General features: G+C 49.7%; 16 protein-coding genes. 4 read left to right on the top strand and 12 right to left on the bottom strand.

Going from position 1 to position 19710, the window contains the following annotated elements:
• Nucleotides 1–31 precede the first annotated feature (31 nt).
• From HMPREF9473_RS03405 to HMPREF9473_RS03395, 3 genes are all read left to right on the top strand, one after another.
• Nucleotides 32–1096, top strand: a complete 1065-nt coding sequence (locus HMPREF9473_RS03405) for a cell wall-binding protein (RefSeq protein WP_006778664.1) — start codon at nucleotides 32–34, stop codon at nucleotides 1094–1096.
• A gap of 107 nt (nucleotides 1097–1203) precedes the next feature.
• The gene (locus tag HMPREF9473_RS03400) at nucleotides 1204–2958 is read left to right on the top strand and encodes a GH25 family lysozyme (protein ID WP_006778663.1); all 1755 of its coding nucleotides are present in this window, start codon (nucleotides 1204–1206) and stop codon (nucleotides 2956–2958) included.
• A gap of 58 nt (nucleotides 2959–3016) precedes the next feature.
• The gene (locus tag HMPREF9473_RS03395; RefSeq protein WP_006778662.1) at nucleotides 3017–3379 is read left to right on the top strand and encodes a helix-turn-helix domain-containing protein; all 363 of its coding nucleotides are present in this window, start codon (nucleotides 3017–3019) and stop codon (nucleotides 3377–3379) included.
• A 68-nt stretch (nucleotides 3380–3447) separates the two neighbouring features.
• Here the strand turns inward: HMPREF9473_RS03395 and HMPREF9473_RS03390 are convergent, their stop codons facing one another.
• From HMPREF9473_RS03390 to HMPREF9473_RS03340, 11 genes are all read right to left on the bottom strand, one after another.
• Nucleotides 3448–3870, bottom strand: coding sequence for a type II toxin-antitoxin system HicB family antitoxin (locus tag HMPREF9473_RS03390; RefSeq protein ID WP_006778661.1), 423 nt, complete (start codon nucleotides 3868–3870; stop codon nucleotides 3448–3450).
• Nucleotides 3871–4070: 200 nt separating this feature from the next.
• Nucleotides 4071–5738, bottom strand: a complete 1668-nt coding sequence (gene leuA, locus HMPREF9473_RS03385; RefSeq protein WP_006778660.1) for a 2-isopropylmalate synthase — start codon at nucleotides 5736–5738, stop codon at nucleotides 4071–4073.
• 309 nt (nucleotides 5739–6047) lie between these two features.
• Nucleotides 6048–7454, bottom strand: coding sequence for a subtype B tannase (locus HMPREF9473_RS03380; protein WP_006778659.1), 1407 nt, complete (start codon nucleotides 7452–7454; stop codon nucleotides 6048–6050).
• A 47-nt stretch (nucleotides 7455–7501) separates the two neighbouring features.
• On the bottom strand, nucleotides 7502–8530 hold the full coding sequence (locus HMPREF9473_RS03375; RefSeq protein WP_242830770.1) for an amidohydrolase family protein: 1029 nt from the start codon (nucleotides 8528–8530) through the stop codon (nucleotides 7502–7504).
• Nucleotides 8531–8569: 39 nt separating this feature from the next.
• Nucleotides 8570–10441, bottom strand: coding sequence for an SEL1-like repeat protein (locus tag HMPREF9473_RS03370; protein ID WP_006778657.1), 1872 nt, complete (start codon nucleotides 10439–10441; stop codon nucleotides 8570–8572).
• 25 nt (nucleotides 10442–10466) lie between these two features.
• Nucleotides 10467–11366, bottom strand: coding sequence for an MBL fold metallo-hydrolase (locus HMPREF9473_RS25925; protein WP_006778656.1), 900 nt, complete (start codon nucleotides 11364–11366; stop codon nucleotides 10467–10469).
• Nucleotides 11367–11383: 17 nt separating this feature from the next.
• A complete protein-coding gene (locus HMPREF9473_RS03360) occupies nucleotides 11384–12334 on the bottom strand; it encodes an ABC transporter ATP-binding protein (RefSeq protein WP_006778655.1) in 951 nt (316 codons plus the stop codon).
• Between the two features lie 3 nt (nucleotides 12335–12337).
• The gene (locus HMPREF9473_RS03355; protein ID WP_006778654.1) at nucleotides 12338–13309 is read right to left on the bottom strand and encodes an ABC transporter ATP-binding protein; all 972 of its coding nucleotides are present in this window, start codon (nucleotides 13307–13309) and stop codon (nucleotides 12338–12340) included.
• A gap of 21 nt (nucleotides 13310–13330) precedes the next feature.
• Nucleotides 13331–14185 (bottom strand): ABC transporter permease, encoded by an 855-nt coding sequence (locus HMPREF9473_RS03350; protein WP_006778653.1) that lies wholly within the window; start codon nucleotides 14183–14185, stop codon nucleotides 13331–13333.
• Between the two features lies 1 nt (nucleotide 14186).
• On the bottom strand, nucleotides 14187–15146 hold the full coding sequence (locus HMPREF9473_RS03345) for an ABC transporter permease (RefSeq protein WP_006778652.1): 960 nt from the start codon (nucleotides 15144–15146) through the stop codon (nucleotides 14187–14189).
• A gap of 93 nt (nucleotides 15147–15239) precedes the next feature.
• Complete coding sequence (locus HMPREF9473_RS03340) at nucleotides 15240–16946, bottom strand: ABC transporter substrate-binding protein (protein ID WP_006778651.1); 1707 nt, start codon at nucleotides 16944–16946, stop codon at nucleotides 15240–15242.
• Nucleotides 16947–17160: 214 nt separating this feature from the next.
• On the opposite strand from HMPREF9473_RS03340, the gene HMPREF9473_RS03335 reads away from it, so the two are divergent.
• Nucleotides 17161–18306, top strand: a complete 1146-nt coding sequence (locus HMPREF9473_RS03335; protein WP_006778650.1) for an AraC family transcriptional regulator — start codon at nucleotides 17161–17163, stop codon at nucleotides 18304–18306.
• Nucleotides 18307–18315: 9 nt separating this feature from the next.
• Here HMPREF9473_RS03335 and glmM read toward each other — a convergent pair whose 3' ends face one another.
• Nucleotides 18316–19668, bottom strand: coding sequence for a phosphoglucosamine mutase (gene glmM / locus HMPREF9473_RS03330; RefSeq protein WP_006778649.1), 1353 nt, complete (start codon nucleotides 19666–19668; stop codon nucleotides 18316–18318).
• Between the last annotated feature and the right edge of the window lie 42 nt (nucleotides 19669–19710).

The following is a 19710-nucleotide window of genomic DNA, read 5'->3' as shown; positions in this document are numbered from 1 at the left end:
GGAAATATGTATAAAGGAAGGGGCTTTATCTATGCATAAATCATACTTACATGCTCTTGCCCTGGCCGGCTCTGTGGGCTTTTTAGCTTTTGCTTCCGCCACTCAGGCTTATGCAGCTACGGGCTGGGTTCAGAACGGTTCCAGCTGGGTTTATTATGATACGGACGGTTCCGTACATAAGGGCTGGATTCAGACTACGGACGGTTACTATTATCAGGACCTTTCCACGGGATTGATGACAATCGGCTGGAAGGCGATCAACAATAAATGGTATTATTTCAAGCCCAGCGGCCTGATGGCGGCTAACCAGTGGGTTCAGGACAATGGTAAGTGGTATTATGTTCTGGAAGATGGCACGATGCGTGTGGGCTGGATTAAAATTGGCGCCGATTATTATTACCTGAAGGGCGACGGCTCCATGGCTATCGGCTGGCGTGATATGGACAACGGCTGGTATTATTTTAAAGAGAATGGGAAATGCACCATCGGCTGGGGACAGGTCGGCGACGCCTGGTATTATTTCGGCTCCGACGGCAAGATGATGACCGGATGGCAGAAATTAGATGATAATAAGTATTATTACTTCCATACGGACGGTAAGATGCGCACCGGATGGCTCAGTGACGGTACCAATAAATATTATATGGACCCGGACAATGGAACCATGTCGATTGACTGGAAATCCATTGACGGAGGATGGTACTACTTCAATGCTTCCGGCCACAGACAGACCGGCTGGGTAACCGTAGGTTCCAAGTACTACTATCTTGACCCGGCAAATGATGGGCGGATGGTGACAGGAACTACCAAGACTATTGACGGTGTTTCCTATACCTTTGATTCCAATGGCGTATATCAGTCCAGCGGTGGAGGTACACCGAATACGTCAACCAATAATACGACTCCTTCCGGAGGTCCGGGCGGCAGTGGTACTTCTACCGGTTCAGGTTCACCTGGAGGTTCCAGTACTTCCGGCAATGCACCTGGTTCAGGAAGCAACTCCAACTCACCGGGTTCAGGCAGCAATTCAAGCCCCAGTGGAAGCAGCAATTCCAACGGCACATTACAACCAGGACTGACTACCGGCCCAGGCTGATTGAACTGATTGATTCACATGTTTAACGCGGGTATCCGGACAGAACTCCGGATGCCCGTTTTTGTTCCAGTTAACCTACACACACATTTACATCAGGAGGACATGTTATGTTTAAAAGAAACAGATGGACAGCGCTTATGCTGGCAGGTGTCATGGGAACGGCTGCTATGGTCTCCCCTCTCACATCATTTGACGCACAGGCTGCCTATACTTATGCCAAGGTTGACGGCACTTACCGCATGATTGACGGGACGGCCATCAACGGGGTAGTTGCCAGAGGAATTGACGTTTCACACTGGAAGGGCGTGATTGACTGGCAGGCGGTTGCCGCCGATGATATTCAGTTTGTCATGCTGGGGACTACATACAACGGCGGTGTTGACCCGAATTTCAGAACGAATGCGGAGGGAGCTTACCGGGCGGGACTGAATATTGGCGCTTACCTTTATTCCTACGCCACGACGCCACAGATGGCAAGCGATGAGGCGGATTTTATTCTGGACTTGATTAAGGATTACCCGATTTCCTATCCGGTGGCCTTCGATGCGGAGTCTTCTGCTCTGGGAGCCCTTTCTCCGCAGGAAATCAGCGAGATTATCAACACGTTCTGCAAGAGGATTGAGGACGCGGGATATTATCCGATGGTTTATGCCAATGATTACTGGCTGGCCAACAAGATTGATATGTCCACCATGCACTATGACGTATGGGTGGCACGTTATGAGATTAAGCACAACTTTTCCAATCCTGCCATGTGGCAGGCCACACAGACCGGTTCTGTCAATGGCGTAAATGGAAATGTTGATATTGATTTCCAGTATAAGGATTTCTCCCCGTTGATTCCGTCCAGCCGCTGGAGGACGATTGGGGATAAGACCTATTATTATCAGGATTATGTGATGCAGCGAGATACCTGGATTGATGACGGCGAGGGCTGGTACTATATGGGTGCGGATGCGCAGGCCATGAAGGGCTGGCAGAAGCTGAACGGCCAGCAATACTATCTGGACGAGACCAGCGGACGTATGGCTTCCGGATGGCTGGCCCAGGGTGACAAGTGGTATTATATGGGCTCCTCCGGTGCTATGAAGACAGGCTGGACCAATGTAGACGGTTCCCAGTATTTCCTCAACGAAGACGGCGTGATGCAGACCGGATGGCATACCGAGGGCGATAATGATTACTATCTCACTTCCTCCGGCCGGATGGCGATTGGATGGAGAGACGTGGATGGCAACTGGTACTACTTCAGTGGAGATGGCCGGAAACAGACCGGATGGCTGGCTGACGGCAATCAGACCTATTATCTGAACGATGACGGGAAAATGTTATCGGGATGGCAGAAACTGGACAACTCCTGGTATTATTTTAACGCATCGGGACAGCGTCAGAGTGGATGGCTGAGCGATGGCGGTCAGAATTATTATCTGAATGCTGACGGAAAAATGTTGACGGGATGGCAGAATCTGGATGGTTTCTGGTACTACTTTAACACCTCCGGACAGCGTCAGAACGGCTGGGTGACCGACGGCGGCCAGACTTATTATACTGATGCTGATGGGAAAATGCTGACGGGATGGCAGAAACTTGACAACGCCTGGTTCTACTTTAACAGTTCGGGACAGCGTCTGACCGGGGCTGTTACTCTGAACGGCGTCATGTATTACCTTGACCCTGCTACCGGCGTGATGGCAGCCAACACTACCATTACTCTGGATGGAGTTAATTATCAGGTGGATGGCAACGGTGTATGTACGCAGATAGCTGCGGAGGAAGGCAGCGGAGACGGGTCTGCCGCCTCCGGAGAGCCCACACCTCCGCCTGCACAGACGGCAACTCCAAAGGGACCGGGCGAGATGTAGAATGAATTTTCAGATATTAGTGATATCATGAATAAACATCAAATAAGGAGGTTTATTCATGAACAATGTAATTAACAAAAAAGCAAAAGCATTAGACAAAACAAGTGTTGAGATTGGGGCGCGAATCGCCGCCAGGAGAAAACAACTGGGATTGACCCAGGAAACGGCATCTGAAGCTGCTGATATCTCCCTCCAATTCTTTGCCTGCGTCGAAAGAGGCATCAAGAACATGAGGGCCAGAAATGTCATCAAAGTGGCCAACGCCCTGGGCGTCAGCACCGATTATATCCTGCTTGGAACAACCAACGAGATGGATGACAGCAAACTTTCAGAGATGTTGAAACCGCTCTCACAGGAGGAGCGGTACCATCTGGAAGAGATTATCAGACATTATGTACAGGCTTGTGGGTATCATGTTTAAGTAAAAAAAGCAACGTGTCATTTGATAACCAGATGGCACGTTGCTTTTTTATTGTTCTTATCTTTTCCTTACCTCATTTGCTCCACTTTTTCAATTAATGCCTCCTGCAAAACTTTTGAAACATTTAATTTTTGTTTTTCTGCCTCTATATTGAGCCAATTCGGAAGTGTCACGTTTCTTCGCACCATTTTCTGATTTCTTTTTCTTCTATATTCTTCAAAATTCACATCAACCATCGTCAACATTCCCTTGGTATAATCGAAATCTTCCGTATCTTCTTTTGCTCTGGCAATTGCCAGCTGATAGTCAGATGCCTCTGGTATCTCTTTTTTATCATCTTCAAAATCTATACCTTTCAGCCCAATGGCATCTCTGGCCATTTCAATTGCATCAGTTAAACTTTTACCTTCTGTGTATATGTCCATGTCCGGAACATATACAAGATAATCAGAGCCACTGGGGGCTATAAATGTTGGATATGCACGTTTCATTATACTCCTCCTAGTTTTATAATATACACACTTAGTGTGTATTGTCAATACTTAACATAAATTCCTAAATCTAATTTGGATTAAATTGCTGAGAAAAAATTGGAATATTGCGATTACTTGATTTAAATGAATTTGAATATAGATTTTTTATGAAGCGTCCCAAATCAGCAAACTGAAATGGGACGCTTATTCATAGAATTTTAATAAAACAACCGGTTCACCGCACTGAAGATGCCTCTGATAGAAGCTCTGGTGATGTTGGAGCTGATGCCTACGCCGTAGGTGACTCTGCCGGTTTTTACATCCATTAAGTGGATGTAGGAAGCAGCCTGGGCTCCGGAACCGGAGGTTAAGGCGTGCTCGTTGTAGTCCAGGACGCGGATTTCGATGCCGAGGGCAGACTCGAGTCCGTTCTGTACCGCATCGATAGGTCCGTTTCCGACGCCTTCGAAATGTTTCTCAACACCGTGATCGGTGAAGGTGACTTTCGCCAGGGTTGCAAACTCGCCGTCCTCGGTCTCCGTATCGGTAATCTGGCATTTGCGGAAATGGATCGGCTCTTTGCGCTCGGAGTAGTTGGAGCGGAATTCGTCCATAATCTGCTCCGGAGCAACCTCGCCCTGTTTCTCGGATATCTTCTGAATCACGTCTGCAAACTCTTTGTGCATGCCCTTCGGCAGCTTGAAGCCGTAGAAGGTATCCATCACGAAGGCTACGCCGCCCTTGCCGGACTGGCTGTTGATACGCACGATTGGCTCGTACTGGCGTCCGATATCGCTTGGATCGATGGGAAGGTAAGGTACCTCCCAGTATTCGCCGTTCCTCTCGTGAAGGGCCTGCATGCCCTTGTTGATGGCATCCTGATGGGAGCCGGAAAATGCGGTAAATACCAGCTTGCCTGCGTAAGGATGTCTCGGTGAGATATCCATCTTGGTACAGCGCTCATAGACGTCGCTGATTTCCCGGATATTCTCGATGTTCAGTTCCGGGTTGATGCCCTGGGAGAACATGTTGTAGGCCAGCGTCAGAACGTCCACGTTGCCGGTTCTCTCGCCGTTACCGAACAGCGTGCCTTCCACTCTGTCAGCGCCTGCCAGCAGGGCCAGCTCCGTGGCTGCCACGCCGGTTCCCCTATCATTGTGGGGATGGACGCTCAGGATAATGCTGTCGCGGTTCTTGAAATGTGTATTCATCCATTCAATCTGGTCCGCATACACGTTTGGAGTGGTCATCTCCACGGTGGACGGCAGATTGATGATAATCTTATTGTCTGGTGTCGCTCCCCAGGTCTCCTGCACTGCCGTACAGATATCCAGGGCATAATCCAGCTCTGTGCCGGTAAAACTCTCCGGTGAGTATTCCAGGAACAGTTCACCGTCGTAGTGTTTGGCATATTTCTTAACCAGATTGGTGCCTTCTACGGCAATCTCTTTAATCTCTTCCATATTCTTGTGGAAGACGACGTCTCGCTGAAGGGTCGAGGTGGAATTGTAAATATGTACAATGGACTTCTTCACACCCTTGATTGCCTCAAATGTTCTCTTAATCAGATGCTCGCGGCACTGAACCAGCACCTGAATCACCACATCGTCGGGAATCAGTTTGCGGTCTACCAGCTGGCGAAGGAAGTCGTACTCAATCTGGGATGCTGCCGGGAATCCGACCTCAATCTCTTTAAAGCCCAGTTTGACAAGGAGATTGAACATCTCAATCTTCTCTTCCACTACCATCGGTTCAACCAATGCCTGGTTGCCGTCCCTTAAGTCTACGCTGCACCATATAGGCGCACTCTGAATCTCTTTCTCTGGCCAGGTTCTCTCCGGGAAATGTACCACCGGAACTCGTTTATATCTCTGATAATTTAACATGATAATTCTCCTCCTTCATATTGTTCTTTCCCATAATGTCGCTCTCTACTGGCTTTGGAGTCGATATATCACGCTATACTTCTTGATAATGAATAACGTGGCCGTTATAGGTCTAACCCCATCTTTCATCATTCCTTTACTGTTAGAATCGCTGTCACAATCTGCCAGGCGCCGTATCCGAAAAGATGGATACAACAAAAGTCCGGGACGTTCTCCATCCAGGACTTTTTGTGTTGACCTCATTGTTTCAACGTTAATATATTATAGCACAGCGTTTTTTAACTGGCAATACTTTTGTGCTTTTTCGCTTCACCTGTTTACAGTGGCCATGCAAATCCCGTCAATCCAGGCAAACAGTTCCTGCAAATCGTAGTCGCCGCTGTGTGGGATTCCCCAGGGCAATGCATAATCTACCTGGCAGCCTGACTGTCTCAGCTTGATGGCCAGTATCGCGGAGATAGCTGCTGATGTATCCCGGTCATGCTCTCCATGGCGGATGCGCCAATATTGGCAGACATTGGTATTTACCCGACCGGTGTCTGACGGCTTTGCATCTGCCGAGTCTGCGCCTGACGGGTCTGCATCTGACAGGTCTATATCTGACAGGTACGACATCGGATTCATCATTCTGACGATGTGTTTATCGGCCATGCCACCTTCATCGCCACATATTTTCACCGAATATTCCGTAAAATGCCGGGCCTTCCCCTCTTCCGTTCCAAATAAATCATTTTCCGGAGTTTGCAGGTGGAAGTCGTCAAAGGCTGGAGTTGGTTTCATGCGGGTGATGTATTTTGCATATTCGGAAAAGTCTACGCTCGCGACGCGCTGTCCCTCCACGGTCAGCCAGGGCTGTGAGGAAATATCCACGCCATTGCTCAAAGCTGTCTGTGCGGAAGATAACAGAACAGACTCCAGGGCTTTTTTGAAGGAACCGTTCCCATTCTCGTCAAGGGTCAGTTTTTCGCCTTCTTCATTTCGCAGGTCTAAGGAGTTTACATAATCCGGGAATTTTTCGGCAAGTTCCACAGAACTTTCTGCCAGTCCATCGGAGAATTGCCATTCATACGCCATATCGGCATGCTCCAGATTGGTAATCGGACAGTAGCAAGAGGCGGCAAAAATGTGGTCTTCCGCTTCGGCCGCTCCGATTTTTTTCAGATATTCTTCGTAATCCTCCTGATTTCCGGTCGCTCCCATAAGGGCTGAAAGCGCGCCTCCGGCGCTTGTTCCATTGGTGATGATTTTATCTACATCGCCTGGCATGGCATCATGATGACAACGCAGGAAACGGACAGCGGCCTTGTAATCAACAATGCAGGCCGGGGCTTTCCCCGTATAGCGTCCTTCGCCGTCCTTCAATTCCCGTCCCCGGATTGCGGGAGCCGCCACCACATATCCGTGTTCCAGCGCCTGGAATATCGTGTTTGCTTCCTCAGTGCGAAAGCGGCTATATCCCGGTTCTCCTGCCTGGCCAGCCAGATACCCGCCGACTTCATTTGGCATGAAGATAGGGGCCGTGTCTTTTGTGTACCCGTTGATGGATGCATTGCGGTAATAAGCCTCCGGTACGAAAAGATTCATATTTTGATATTCCGGGTTGACCGGATATTTCACATAGACAATGTTCCTGGCGGCTCTGTACTCTATGGTTCTGCCCTCCAGGGTCAGTTTTTCTTTTTGAAACATCTCTTTTGTCAGCTCCATCGCTCCCATAATCTATCATGTCTCCTTTGCTGTGGCAGTCTTCTGCCGGAACGCTGTTATATTTTTAATTGGTAAATCCGTTTTGCATTTCCGGATAACATCATTTCTTTTTCTTCTTCCGAAATGTCCATCGCTTTGATAAAGCCGGCGCCCTCCGTCAGCCACTCTCTTCTCACCGGATAGGAGGAGCCGAATATGATATGGTCGGCGCCGAGTATCTTGACTGCCGCATCCAGCAGGACGGGCCCCCAGGGCTGTGCGTGGGACATTTCAAAGTAAATGTTCTCCCGAATCTGTCTGCACATCCTGTCCGTGTCGGTGTCAAACCGTTTGACGGTGTCGGTGTCTTTTCCCGGCTTTTTGTGGAACATGGAATCCATATAGGCGAAGAAGGCGCCGCCAAGCATGGAGTGAACCAGCCGGAGTTCCGGCAGTTCGTCAAACATTCCGCTGAATATCTCCCGGCCGATTGCGGTTGTCTGGTCGACACATCTGCCATAGGAGCGCCGCAGATTGTTGTATTCATACAGGGACTGATACTCCACCGGCACCGGGGTATGGTGTACATAGGCCGGTATCTTCATATCGTTCAGTTTTTTTAAGAAGGGGCGGAATGCCTCATGGTCCAGGTATAAATTCCCGTAGTGGGCGGACAACTGGACACCCGTCATTCCCAGCTCCTTGACGCAGCGCTCCAGTTCATAGATTCCTTCTTTTCCGGATAGCGGAGGTATCACGGCCAGGGCCGAGAATTTTCCGTTTCCTTTTTTTACATGCTCCGCCATTCCATCGTTGAAAATTCTGCACAGTTCCAGCGTCAGCCACTCCTGGGCACAGGGTGTTTTTAGTATGGCGTGGTCCACCCCGGCCTCTTCCATGTCCCGAAGCTGCTGCTCCACCTGATATTCGCCCTGCGCATAGTTGAGATTCTGATAACCCACCGGTTTTTCTATAATAATCTGCTGTCTGCCGGTATCTCCAATTTCCTCGGTGTAAGCCTTCATATTATATTGTGTTGGAATGCATCTTAAGAATTCCTGCAAGCGGGATTCGCTGGTGAATAATTCTTCCGGCATCCAATACATATTAGCATCTATTACCATATGTTAGTTTCCTCCATTTTTCTAATGCAGCCTGGTGCTACGGGCTGTCTCATATTTGTTCTGCCATTCTCTGGCTTCTTGCTCATCCTGCTGCACGCCCAAGCCCTCACGGTACAGTCTGGCGACCGCCTCGATGGCAGGGGCCGCAATGACATCCCCTCTGGAACCGGAATCAAGATACAGTTCCATGGCCCGTTTGTAATCCCGGCCGACTCCAAGCCCCCGCTCATACAGCCGGCCCAGCAGGAATTTGGCGGTGATATCCCCTCGTTCCGCGGCCATCTGGTACCAGTAGAATGCCTCCTGATAATCCTGTCTCACCCCGTCGCCCTCTTCATAAAGGGCTCCGATAAAACGTGGGGCCTTAAAGTCTCCCCCGGCCGCCGCATGGTCAAAATATTCCATGGCCCGTGAAATATCTTTCTCTACATAACACCCGTCCCGGTACAAAATGCCCAGCACGGTATAGGAGCGGATATTTCCAAGCTGCGCCGCCCTCTTGGAGTATTCGTAGCATTTTTGGTAATCCTGTGGCAACCCGTGATTTCCATGCAGATAATCTTCCCCTGTCATGCCCAATTGTTTGGGGTCAAGTTCTTCCAAGACAGATTCTTCCGGCTCCTGCTCTTCGGGGCCCCACTCCTCGCCCTCCTGCGATACCAGCCATTCTCTGACAGCATCAATGCGATACACCACCGGCCACGTTCCCATGTGGTTCGTACCCGGATTGTCGTCCTCCCCGTCAGGTATGACGGAATGGTCATCAAAAATAGTAAAACGAATGTTGCAGTCGTCCTTTAATGCTTCCCGGACTGCCTGATTCAGCCGGTCCGCCGGCCATTTGGCATTCCAGTGGTACCGGCCTACTTTGGCGCCGTTCTTTTCCAGCTCCTCTGTCACCTCCGTCATTCCCGGACACGCCTTTCTGTCTCCGTCAGACACGAATATCCAGAATTTCTGATGACAGCAATTCTTTCCCACGGTCTTTGGATTCCACTGCCCGGCCACCAGAAGGGACGCCGCAAAATATCCCGGATACCGCACATTCAGCTCACATCCGGCCATACAGCCCTGGGACTGTCCCGTGTATAAAATCCTCTTCTTATCAATCGGGTAATTCTCCACCACATGGTCTATCATACGCTTAAGCGTCTCTATCTCCCCCGCGCAGGTGAAATCATCACTGGTCAGATAGACCTCCTTGGGAATCTGGGGCGCCAGCACAAAGGACGGATATTTCTGCTGCATGTTCTCACTGGCAAAACTGGTTGCCCCGTTGCCCTGTGCCAACGTTAAAAATACATCCGCCCCATTGGGACCGGCATCGTGGAGAAATACGACCAGCGGATATTTCTGCTCCATCTCTTCCCCTGCCGTCCCCGCCATCTTAGTCATCTTTGGAATATACAGGTTGTATGGGATTCCCTCGAAGGTAAACTGTTGAAACTCATCAATCACCGACTGAATAATCGTATCCGATTCTGCTTCCCACGGCGGAATCTCCCCGCCATCCACGCACCTGACTGCCTCTCTCTGGCACACTCTTTCTTTTATTTCTCGTCTCGCCTGCTGCGGCAGATTGGGAACGCCTTCCGGCGGCTCTTTCCGCCCCGCTCCCTTCTCTCCCATCTGCGGCGCCGGAATAATTTTGGCGCGGCTGTCCTTCAAACTCAATTCCAGGATTACATAGCTTCCGTTTTCAGCTGCCGCTGCCCGCTCCGGCCGGGGGGAGGTGTAGGCCGCCTCTATGGTTCTGTCCTTTACCTGAAATTTGGAGCAGTCCACGCTTTCCCCAGCTATCTCACATGGATACTCAATAACCAGCGTATCCAGCTTCTGTCCATCCGGATATGGCGGCGCCACTGCCACTATCTTTTTTACTGAATTTTCCATCAATCGTTCCGCCTCTCTTATCTGGCTACTCATAAACCTTTCGAATATCATAGACAATCCGGATTCCCGCATAATCCATGCACCTTAAAAATTCGTTCCCGTCATCCTCCCGGTGCAAGTCTTCCGGGTGGGGCATCCTGCGGTCGTAGATAATACGGCGCGCCGCATCCTCCGGTTGTTTGGGCGGCTTCCCTGGTGCAAATTCCCGGCTCCCCTCATGTCCGGCCAGGATATAGGAGGCACAGTCATAAAACTGGTTCACCAGATTGGCATTCAGCACGCCTCCTCCGCCGCACAGTCTGTCAAACTGATCGCGGACCGCCATCAATTTTTCCAAATGTCCCAAAAAACTTTTTACCCCTATATTCAGGTGTTTTCCCATGGGCAGCGGCATGAACTCATCCCCGGTATATAACAGCTTCTCCCTGGAATCCAGCATGGCAATGCTTCCGACCGCATGGTCCGGTATCTTAAAAATCGTCAGTGTTCTTCCACCTAAATCGATGACATCCCCGTCATCCACAATAACTTTCTTGTAGTCCCTCGGAAATTCAATTCCCTCAAAGCTGGGAAATGGAATGGTTGCCAGCGGCTCCGTCTCTTTTGACATGTATGCCATCTCAAAGTAGGCATTGTTGGCCGTATGGTCAAAGTGGTCGTGGGTATTAATTACATTTTTGACTGGTTTGTCTGTCAGAGTCTGTAAATACTCTCTGATATTTCCGGCCCCGTAACCGGTGTCAATGGCGATGGCCTCCTCTTCCCCTTCCACCAGATAGGAATAATCCCCGGAGCTCAGTATCTTCCATGTCCCCGGCGCCACCGATTCCACCTCATAATATGGCTCATCCATCGGTAACAGGGAGCCGTCAGAATTTCGAATCAGTCTGTCGTGTTTACAGCTAAAATCTATGGTTTTTATCACGCTTCGTTCCTCCTGGTCTAGTTATTTATTTCCCGAACCCGGCAGCATGAGACAAAATGCTTCGGTTCGATTTCTTCCAAACGCTGCGGTTCCAGACACGCCTCTGTGGCATAGGGACACCTCGGTGCAAACCGGCATCCCGGCTTCGGATTTATAGCCGATGTAATCTCACCTTTCAGCTGGACCCGCTGCATGGGATGATGGATGTCCATGGACGGTATGGCAGACAACAGCGCCTTGGTGTAGGGGTGAAGTGTCCTGCGAAACAGCTCCTTTGCCGGCGACGTTTCCACCAGCTGTCCAAGGTACATCACACTGATGTCATCCGATATATGTCGCACTACGGATAAATCGTGGGTGACAAACATATAAGTCAGACCACATTCCTCCTGTAAATCCATCAGCAGATTCAACACCTGGGCCTGAATCGAGACATCCAGGGCGCTCACAGGCTCATCACACATGATAAATTCCGGATTCAGCGCAATGGCTCTGGCGATGCCGATACGCTGTCTCCGCCCGCCATCCAGCTCGTGAGGGTAGGACAGCCGCAGCCGCTCCTCGATTCCCACCCGGTCCATCAATTCTTCTGTCCGCCGGGCAATCTCTGTCTTTGAAAAACGGTGGGCCTCCACCAACGGTTCCCGCACGGTCGCTTCCATGGTCATTCGGGGATTTAAGGAGGCGTAGGGGTCCTGAAAAATAATCTGCATTTTCTCCCGGATTTGCTTTAACTCTTTTCCTGACGCGTGGGTGATGTCCTTCCCACCCAGTCGAATCACGCCGTCCGTCGCCTCGTGCAGATGAATGATGGTCCGGCCCAGGGTGGATTTGCCGCATCCCGACTCCCCGACGATTCCCATGGTATGGCCTTTTTCGATTTTCAGCGTAATATCATCTACCGCATGGTTAACCCCGGAGGCCACGTTAAAATATTTTTTTAAATGTTCTATCTCAATCAATGCCATCTGTTACCCCTCCTGTCCATCTGTTCTGTGACATCTGCATAGATGTCCCGGTGTGATTTCCCGAAGCTCCGGCACAACGTGTCTGCAGGTCTCCGTCGCGTAGGGACACCTGGGATGGAACGTACATCCCTCCGGCAGACTGGTGGGGTCCGGCGGCAGGCCGGGTATCGGTTTCAGTCTTTTGGCATCGTCCTTTAAGCTGGGTACGGATGAAAACAGCCCCTGGGTGTAGGGATGCTTCTTGTTGTCAAACAGTTCTTCTTTTGACGCGTACTCCACCACCTGGCCTGCATAAATGACCGCCACCATATCACAGGTTTCCGCAACAACGCCCAAATCATGGGTAATCAGCATCATGGCCGTGTTAAATTTTTTCTTTAAATTGTTAATCATATCCAGTACCTGGGCCTGAATCGTCACGTCCAGGGCTGTGGTCGGCTCGTCGGCCAGCAGAAGCTCCGGATTACACGCAAGAGCCATGGCAATCACAACTCTCTGCTTCATGCCGCCGGAAAACTGGTGTGGATATTCCAGATAGCGCTCTGCCGGAATTCCTACCATCTCCAGCATTTCGATGGTACGGTTTTCCACCTCTTGTCTGGTACCCTTGCCGTGGAGTGCGATAACCTCCGATATCTGCTCTCCCACTGTCATGGTCGGATTCAGGGCTGTCATTGGGTCCTGAAAAATCATGGCCACTTTATTTCCACGGATGGGCAGCATATCCCGCTCCGGTTTTTCCAGGAGATTTTCGCCTTCAATTCTGATTTCTCCCGCTGTAATTTTGGATTGACGCTCCGGCAGAATTCTGAGGATTGACTTCGCAATCGTGGTTTTGCCAGCCCCTGTCTCTCCCACCAGACCAAGAGTCTGGCCGCGTTCCAGCGATAAGTCCACTCCGTTTACCGCATACACGGTTTCCTCATCTGAGGTATACACAACCTTCAATCCCTGTATTTCCAAATACTTACTCATTTTCCTCCGCTCCTTTACCTGTTAGTTCTTCGGGTCAATGGCATCGCGCAGGCCGTCACCAAACAGGTTGATTGCCAGCACGGTGATTGCCAGAGCAAGCCCCGGAAATATCAGCATATGGGGATACTGTAAGATAAAGCCTCTTCCTGCCGACAGCATGGCTCCCCATTCCGGTGACGGAGGCTGAATGCCAAGACCGATAAAGGAAAGGCCGGCCGCCCCCATAATGGTAGTTCCGATACTCATCGTGGTTCCCACAATGGCCGGGGCCACGATGTTGGGCAGCATATGGATATACATGATTTTAAATTTGCTGCAGTTGATGCTTCTCGCCGCTTCCAGATATTCCATCTCCCGCTCTTTTAAGCACATGGCCCTGGAGCTTCGGATGCTTCCGGGAATGCCGCCGATGCTCATGGCGATGATGGTATTGACAAATCCGGCTCCCAGAGCTGTAGAAATCACAATTGCCAGAAGCTGGCCGGGAATCGCTGACCAGATATCCATCACACGCATCCATATCATATCGGCTTTTCCTCCGGTATATCCAATCCAGATTCCAAAAAACAGACCCACAAAGCAGCCAATCAAGGCCGTAATCAAACCCAGGGAGAGGGAATATCTCGCTCCGTACAAGATACGGCTCAAGATATCGCGCCCCAGATTATCACAGCCAAACCAGTGTGCCCGGCTGGGCGTCGCGTTGATGGCTGAATAATCCATGTAGGTCGGATTGTAGGGTGCGATGAGTGGTGCAAATATTGCCAGAAGAATCAGCAGAACAATGACTACCAGCCCAAACATCGCCGTTTTATTCTTCCGGAGCCGCTTCACAATCTGACTGAATCCGCTCTTCTTTTTCTTTGCCGCCGCCATGTCACTTCACCCTGCCTTTCTTTGCCGCAGTATTGGCATACTGTGCTTTGATTCTCGGATCGATAAATGCATAGATTAAGTCCACAATCAGGACAGCCAGTGACGCAAAGACCGCCAGTATCAGGACGCATCCCCGGATAACCGGATAGTCTCTGGCTGAAATTCCGCTCAGCAGATAGAGTCCGACTCCTGGGAAGGAAAATACGGATTCTATGACAACCGTGCCGGCGATGACCACCGCGAACTGGGTTCCCAGATTGTTGATGACCGGTATCAGTGCATTGGGCATCAGATGCTTGTAGATGACGATGGCTTCCCGCAGGCCCTTCGCCCTTGCCGTGGTGATAAAGTCCGCCCGTTTTGTCTCCAGAACCGCGGATCTGGTCTGTCTCGCATTCATGGCAATGCCAGCGACGGCCGCCGATATCACCGGCATAATCCAGTACTGCACGCCCCCGATTCCCATAGCAGGAAGCCAGCCCAGCTTTAAGGAGAATAAGATGATTAACATCAGCGCCAGCCAGAAATCCGGAAGGGAGACGCCAATCATGGCCACCACCATAAGCACCCGGTCGAGAAACCGGTTCTGGTGCATGGCCGCCGTGACTCCCAGAGGGATTCCGATTAACGCATCCACCAGAATCGTGATAAGCCCCAGGGTCAGTGTCCTAGGAATGCGTTTTGCAAATTCCTGAATGACCGGTACCTTATAGGCGTAGGAAACTCCCAAATCCAGATGTAAGAACGTGTCACTCAAGTATCTTCCCAGCTGTACGAAGTAGGAATCGTTTAAGCCGTTCATTTCCCGCCAGTTGTCAATTTCCGCCTGGGTCGCCGTGGAGCCCAGGGCAATCGCGGCGGGGTCGCCTGGCACGAAGAACATAATTGTAAAGATAATGACTGCTACGCTTGATACAATGACAATCATCCACAACAGTCTTTGTACAATATATCGCCACATAAGAAAGCCACCTTTCCTCTCTTCTTTTCCCTGTAACAAGATGCGCCGGCTCTTGCCGGCACCGCCAGCGAAACCAGCGCATCTTACAGTTATTTATTTCTCTTTATAGGTACATCCGCCGAATACCACATGGTTTTTGTCTGTCATCAGAATGGATGTCATATTTTCCGGGTAAACGATATTTACATACTCCACTGCCAGGCCCATCAGATAGGCATTGTCCACACAGTGCTGCCACCATGCATTCATGTTCTCCGTGGTATGGGTCTCTGACACCTTGCACTTATCAAGGATTTCCTGCCATTCGGAATCAGACACATAGTTGTCGGTCAGACCGGTGCCGGTGTTGCTCACATCCATGGCGTGGGACCATACGTTTACAAGATAATCGCTGGCTGCCATCTGGTCGATAACCAAATCCCAGGATGCCGGGTTTGCCTTTGTGGTCACATAAGTGCCGTAGTCGTAAAGTGTTATCTCGCTCTTGATTCCATAGTTGAGCAGCATGCTCTGCACGATCTGGCAGTAATTCTGGAACTGCTGTACTGCCAAAATGGTGATAGTTTCTCCGTTATATCCGGCTGCATCCAGATATTTCTGAATCGCGTCCGCATCTGCGGATGCAGTCTGATAATTATCCCAGGTATCCCATTCCGGGTTATAATCGGAAAATACATCGCTGCCCAGGCAGTTGGTTCTGGCCGCAACTTTTTCTCCGCCCAGGGCCGCCTGTAACCCCTTGGTGTCTACCGCGTGCATAATGGCATTTCTCATGTTGACATCCTTGCAGATGCTGTCATCGCTGCAGTTTGCCATCATATAGGTTGTCAAATTGTTTTTGTACTGGTATACGGAATACTTGTCGGAGTAGGAACCGCCGTCCTGGAAATCTCCAATCAAATCGGCTGTCATGGAATCCTCAACACAGTCAATCTCGCCGGTTTCCAAACCTACCACAAACTGAGTGGACTCGGTGATTACCTTATAGTTTATCTTGGAAACGTTGGCTCTCTGGTACTGTGTCAGCCACTCTTCATCGGTCTGCCAGTAATCATCTCTTGCCTCGATGGTACAGGTTGCACTCACGGTGAATTCTGTCAGCTTGTAGGGACCGGAACCGCAGGCATCTGAAATAAATTTGGATGGGCTGTCGTTATAAGCCTTCTCGCTGACAATAAAGCACCTTGCCCAGATATTCTCGATTTCTCCCATTTTGTTCAGTTCATTTGCAAAATGGAAGGTTACGGTGTAGTCGTCAACGACTTCCACACAACCCTCGGAATAGGCAGACCATCCGGAGGTCTGACCGGCCGCGAAGGTCTTGTCGTAGCTGAAGGCCACATCGCTAGCGGTGATGTGATTTCCGGCTGAATCATAGATATTGTCATGGATGTAAACCGTGTAATCACTGGTTCCCGCTTCGTGGTCATAGCCGCCGAACTCGCCTTTGCTTCCATCTGCCAGCATGGGGAACATTTTGCCGCCGAAACCTTCTACCTCGAAGAGCATTTCATAAATTTCCCAGAGAGCATTCTTGCCGTCGCTCTTGGTATCAAAGGGGTCTAAGGATGTGATGTCCTTGCTCTCCACACTGATTTCCGGCAATACATAGGAATTGTCCACATCGGTCGCATGCATGACGGCTTCATCATTCTGGCTCCCTGCCGCGGTTGTCGCCTGCGTCTCTCCACCACCTGTTGTTTCGCCCCCAGCTGAACTGCCGGTGGATTTGCCGCACCCTGTAAACAGGGTCGCCACCATCATTCCTGTCATTACTAATGCAATCATTTTTCGCTTCATAAAATACCTCCCGCCATCATTTTTGCCTTGTCGTCCGTTGGTCATTTCCACAAACAAACGACTTATTTTCTTTTGTTTATATGTTGATTTTATCCTTATTCTGCCGTCAATTCCATGTCATTTTTTATTTGTAATCCGGCATTTTTTTTAATTTTTATTTGTTTTCCGCTATTTTTTTGTTATAATGAACTAACACAGATGGGGAGGCGTCACGATGATATTTTTTTTGACATTTAAGCAGATTAACCAGCGAATTGAAGAATTATATGAGAAGAAGAAATGTGAACCGGCTCTGACGGAGGTTCTTCTTTCCCTGTATCACCAGGGCAGATATGTGGAACACGCCTCGAATCAGGGATTAATTTGTTATTTGGGAAACAGCGAGATTGATACCTTTCAGAAGCAGACAGAGGGGCTCTATATTGAGTGGGACTCCCTTCAATTGGAATATATGGCCAGACACCCGGATTTGAACCGTGGTTCTGATGAGATTTGTGAGTTATCGGACAGGCGGGCGGATGTTTTCCTGAATTTTTTGTTTTCGAAGACGGAACAGCGGATTCATCACCACGCTTCTTTTTTTGAGATTAACTATGTTTTTTCCGGAAGCTATCATTTTACGTTTGAAGGGAAAGAATATATGCTGTATCCGGGGGACCTATGCATCATTTCTCCCAATGCCAGACACAAAATAAAAGAGGAAGCCGATAACAGCTTCCTCATCCAGCAGTATATGAATAACGATAGTTTCCACTCCACCTTTATCAGCCTGCTGGCTTCTGACAATATTTTATCAAACTTTTTTAAAGATATCCTGACCAACCGGAACCAGCAGAATTTTCTGATTCTCTCTGCGGGCAGTTCCGAGAGCTTTGATTATATTCAAAAGATTGCCAAGGATATCTATCTGGAACAGTTTAAGTATGACAACTATGCTCCGGACTGCAATATCTGTCTGTTGAAAATCCTATTTTCCAACATGCTGCGGGTCCATCACAAGAGTTATCAGTTTTACAGCGGCAATATGGATATTGACTTCGTTCCCATCCTCTCTTACCTGGAGAAGAATTACCGCACCACTTCCCTGAGTGAGGCGGCCGAGGTCTTCCATTATTCCACCAGTTTTCTTTCTTCCTATATTAAACAGATTACCGGCAAAACCTACACGGAGATGATTCGGAATCTGAAAATGAATGACGCTGTCGAGCATCTGGTTCATTCCAATAAGTCCATTGAAGAAATCTCGTTTCTTGTGGGATACAAAACCGTGGACCATTTCTCGCGGGCTTTTAAACAGCAGTTTCATATGGCTCCTTCGCTTTACCGGAAGGAGCACCAGAATAAAAAATATTTCTCGTAAGCTGTCTTTTTATAATAAATGGCCCTTGGCCTTCATCACTTCGATGACCTGGTCGACGTATTTCTCGCAGGTTTCATGGTCGGAGGCCTCCACCATCACGCGGACTACCGGCTCCGTGCCGGACTGGCGAAGGAGGATTCTGCCATCGCCGCCGAGGGCTTCCGACACTTTGGACACCTCTGCCTTTACATCTTCGTCGTCCTGTGCGGCTGCCTTGTCTTTTACTTTGACATTTTTCAGAACCTGGGGGAATATCTCCAGCTCGGAAGCCAGCTTATCTAAAGGCTGTTTCTTCTCCAGGATAACTTCCATCACCTTCAGCGATGTGAGAATGCCGTCGCCTGTGGTGGCATGCTTGCTGAAGATAATGTGGCCTGACTGTTCCCCGCCCAGACAGTTGCCGTTGGCGGCCATGTTCTCGTACACATATTTGTCACCGACAGCGGTCTTCTCGTAGGAGATGCCTTCCCTGTCGAATGCTTTGTAGAGTCCAAAGTTGGACATAATGGTGGTTACCACCGTCTTGTTGAACAGGGTTCCCTGCTCTTTCATATATTTTCCACAGATATAGAGAATGGCATCGCCATCCACCACATTTCCGTTGCAGTCAACGGCAATACAGCGGTCGGCATCGCCGTCGTAGGCAAAACCCACGTCCAGGTGGTTATCCTTCACAAACTGCTGTAACACATGGATATGGGTGGAACCGCAGTCGGTGTTGATATTTAAGCCATCCGGATTGTTGTTGATGACGTGGGTTTCGGCGCCCAGAGCGTCAAATACGTTTTTGGCAATGGCGGAGGCGCTTCCGTTGGCGCAGTCCAGTCCGACCCTCATGTTCTTGAAGGAGCGGGTGGCTATGGAAATCAGGTAGCCTATGTAACGGTTTCTGCCTGCTGCAAAGTCCACGGTGCGGCCAATCTGGTCTTTCTTCGCAAGAGGGATTTCTCCCATCCCGCCGTCCAGATAGCGCTCAATCTCTTCGATGACGCTCTCCTCCAGTTTCTCCCCCTTCTCGTTGATAACTTTGATTCCGTTATCGTAATAGGGATTGTGGCTGGCGGAAATCATGATGCCGCAGTTGAATTCTTCGGTACGGACCACATAGGAAACGCTGGGCGTCGTGGTGACATGAAGCAGATAAACGTCGGCTCCGGAAGCTGTCAGTCCAGCCACCAGGGAGTACTCAAACATGTAGCTGCTTCTTCTGGTGTCCTTGCCAATCACGATGCGGCATCGGCTGGTTGGGTCCTTCTGCCCGTAATACCAGCCCAGGAAACGGCCCACCTTATATGCATGCTCCACTGTCAAATCTACATTTGCTTCTCCACGAAATCCGTCTGTTCCGAAATATTTTCCCATTGTCTTATACCTTTCTTTGCTAAATGTCTTCTCTATAAGATA

This window comes from Hungatella hathewayi WAL-18680, from assembly GCF_000235505.1.
In the GTDB taxonomy this organism is placed as follows: domain Bacteria; phylum Bacillota; class Clostridia; order Lachnospirales; family Lachnospiraceae; genus Hungatella_A; species Hungatella_A hathewayi_A.
Note: the sequence above shows the minus strand (reverse complement) of the source record. Positions and strands in the feature narration are given on the sequence as shown.

What these genes read in the sequence shown, in the direction of transcription:
- HMPREF9473_RS03405 (WP_006778664.1), top strand. Translation starts at nt 32, where the DNA reads ATGCATAAATCATACTTACATGCTCTTGCCCTGGCCGGCTCTGTGGGC.
- HMPREF9473_RS03400 (WP_006778663.1), top strand. Translation starts at nt 1,204, where the DNA reads ATGTTTAAAAGAAACAGATGGACAGCGCTTATGCTGGCAGGTGTCATG.
- HMPREF9473_RS03395 (WP_006778662.1), top strand. Translation starts at nt 3,017, where the DNA reads ATGAACAATGTAATTAACAAAAAAGCAAAAGCATTAGACAAAACAAGT.
- HMPREF9473_RS03390 (WP_006778661.1), bottom strand. Translation starts at nt 3,870, where the DNA reads ATGAAACGTGCATATCCAACATTTATAGCCCCCAGTGGCTCTGATTAT.
- leuA (WP_006778660.1), bottom strand. Translation starts at nt 5,738, where the DNA reads ATGTTAAATTATCAGAGATATAAACGAGTTCCGGTGGTACATTTCCCG.
- HMPREF9473_RS03380 (WP_006778659.1), bottom strand. Translation starts at nt 7,454, where the DNA reads ATGGGAGCGATGGAGCTGACAAAAGAGATGTTTCAAAAAGAAAAACTG.
- HMPREF9473_RS03375 (WP_242830770.1), bottom strand. Translation starts at nt 8,530, where the DNA reads ATGTATTGGATGCCGGAAGAATTATTCACCAGCGAATCCCGCTTGCAG.
- HMPREF9473_RS03370 (WP_006778657.1), bottom strand. Translation starts at nt 10,441, where the DNA reads ATGGAAAATTCAGTAAAAAAGATAGTGGCAGTGGCGCCGCCATATCCG.
- HMPREF9473_RS03360 (WP_006778655.1), bottom strand. Translation starts at nt 12,334, where the DNA reads ATGGCATTGATTGAGATAGAACATTTAAAAAAATATTTTAACGTGGCC.
- HMPREF9473_RS03355 (WP_006778654.1), bottom strand. Translation starts at nt 13,309, where the DNA reads ATGAGTAAGTATTTGGAAATACAGGGATTGAAGGTTGTGTATACCTCA.
- HMPREF9473_RS03350 (WP_006778653.1), bottom strand. Translation starts at nt 14,185, where the DNA reads ATGGCGGCGGCAAAGAAAAAGAAGAGCGGATTCAGTCAGATTGTGAAG.
- HMPREF9473_RS03345 (WP_006778652.1), bottom strand. Translation starts at nt 15,146, where the DNA reads ATGTGGCGATATATTGTACAAAGACTGTTGTGGATGATTGTCATTGTA.
- HMPREF9473_RS03340 (WP_006778651.1), bottom strand. Translation starts at nt 16,946, where the DNA reads ATGAAGCGAAAAATGATTGCATTAGTAATGACAGGAATGATGGTGGCG.
- HMPREF9473_RS03335 (WP_006778650.1), top strand. Translation starts at nt 17,161, where the DNA reads ATGATATTTTTTTTGACATTTAAGCAGATTAACCAGCGAATTGAAGAA.
- glmM (WP_006778649.1), bottom strand. Translation starts at nt 19,668, where the DNA reads ATGGGAAAATATTTCGGAACAGACGGATTTCGTGGAGAAGCAAATGTA.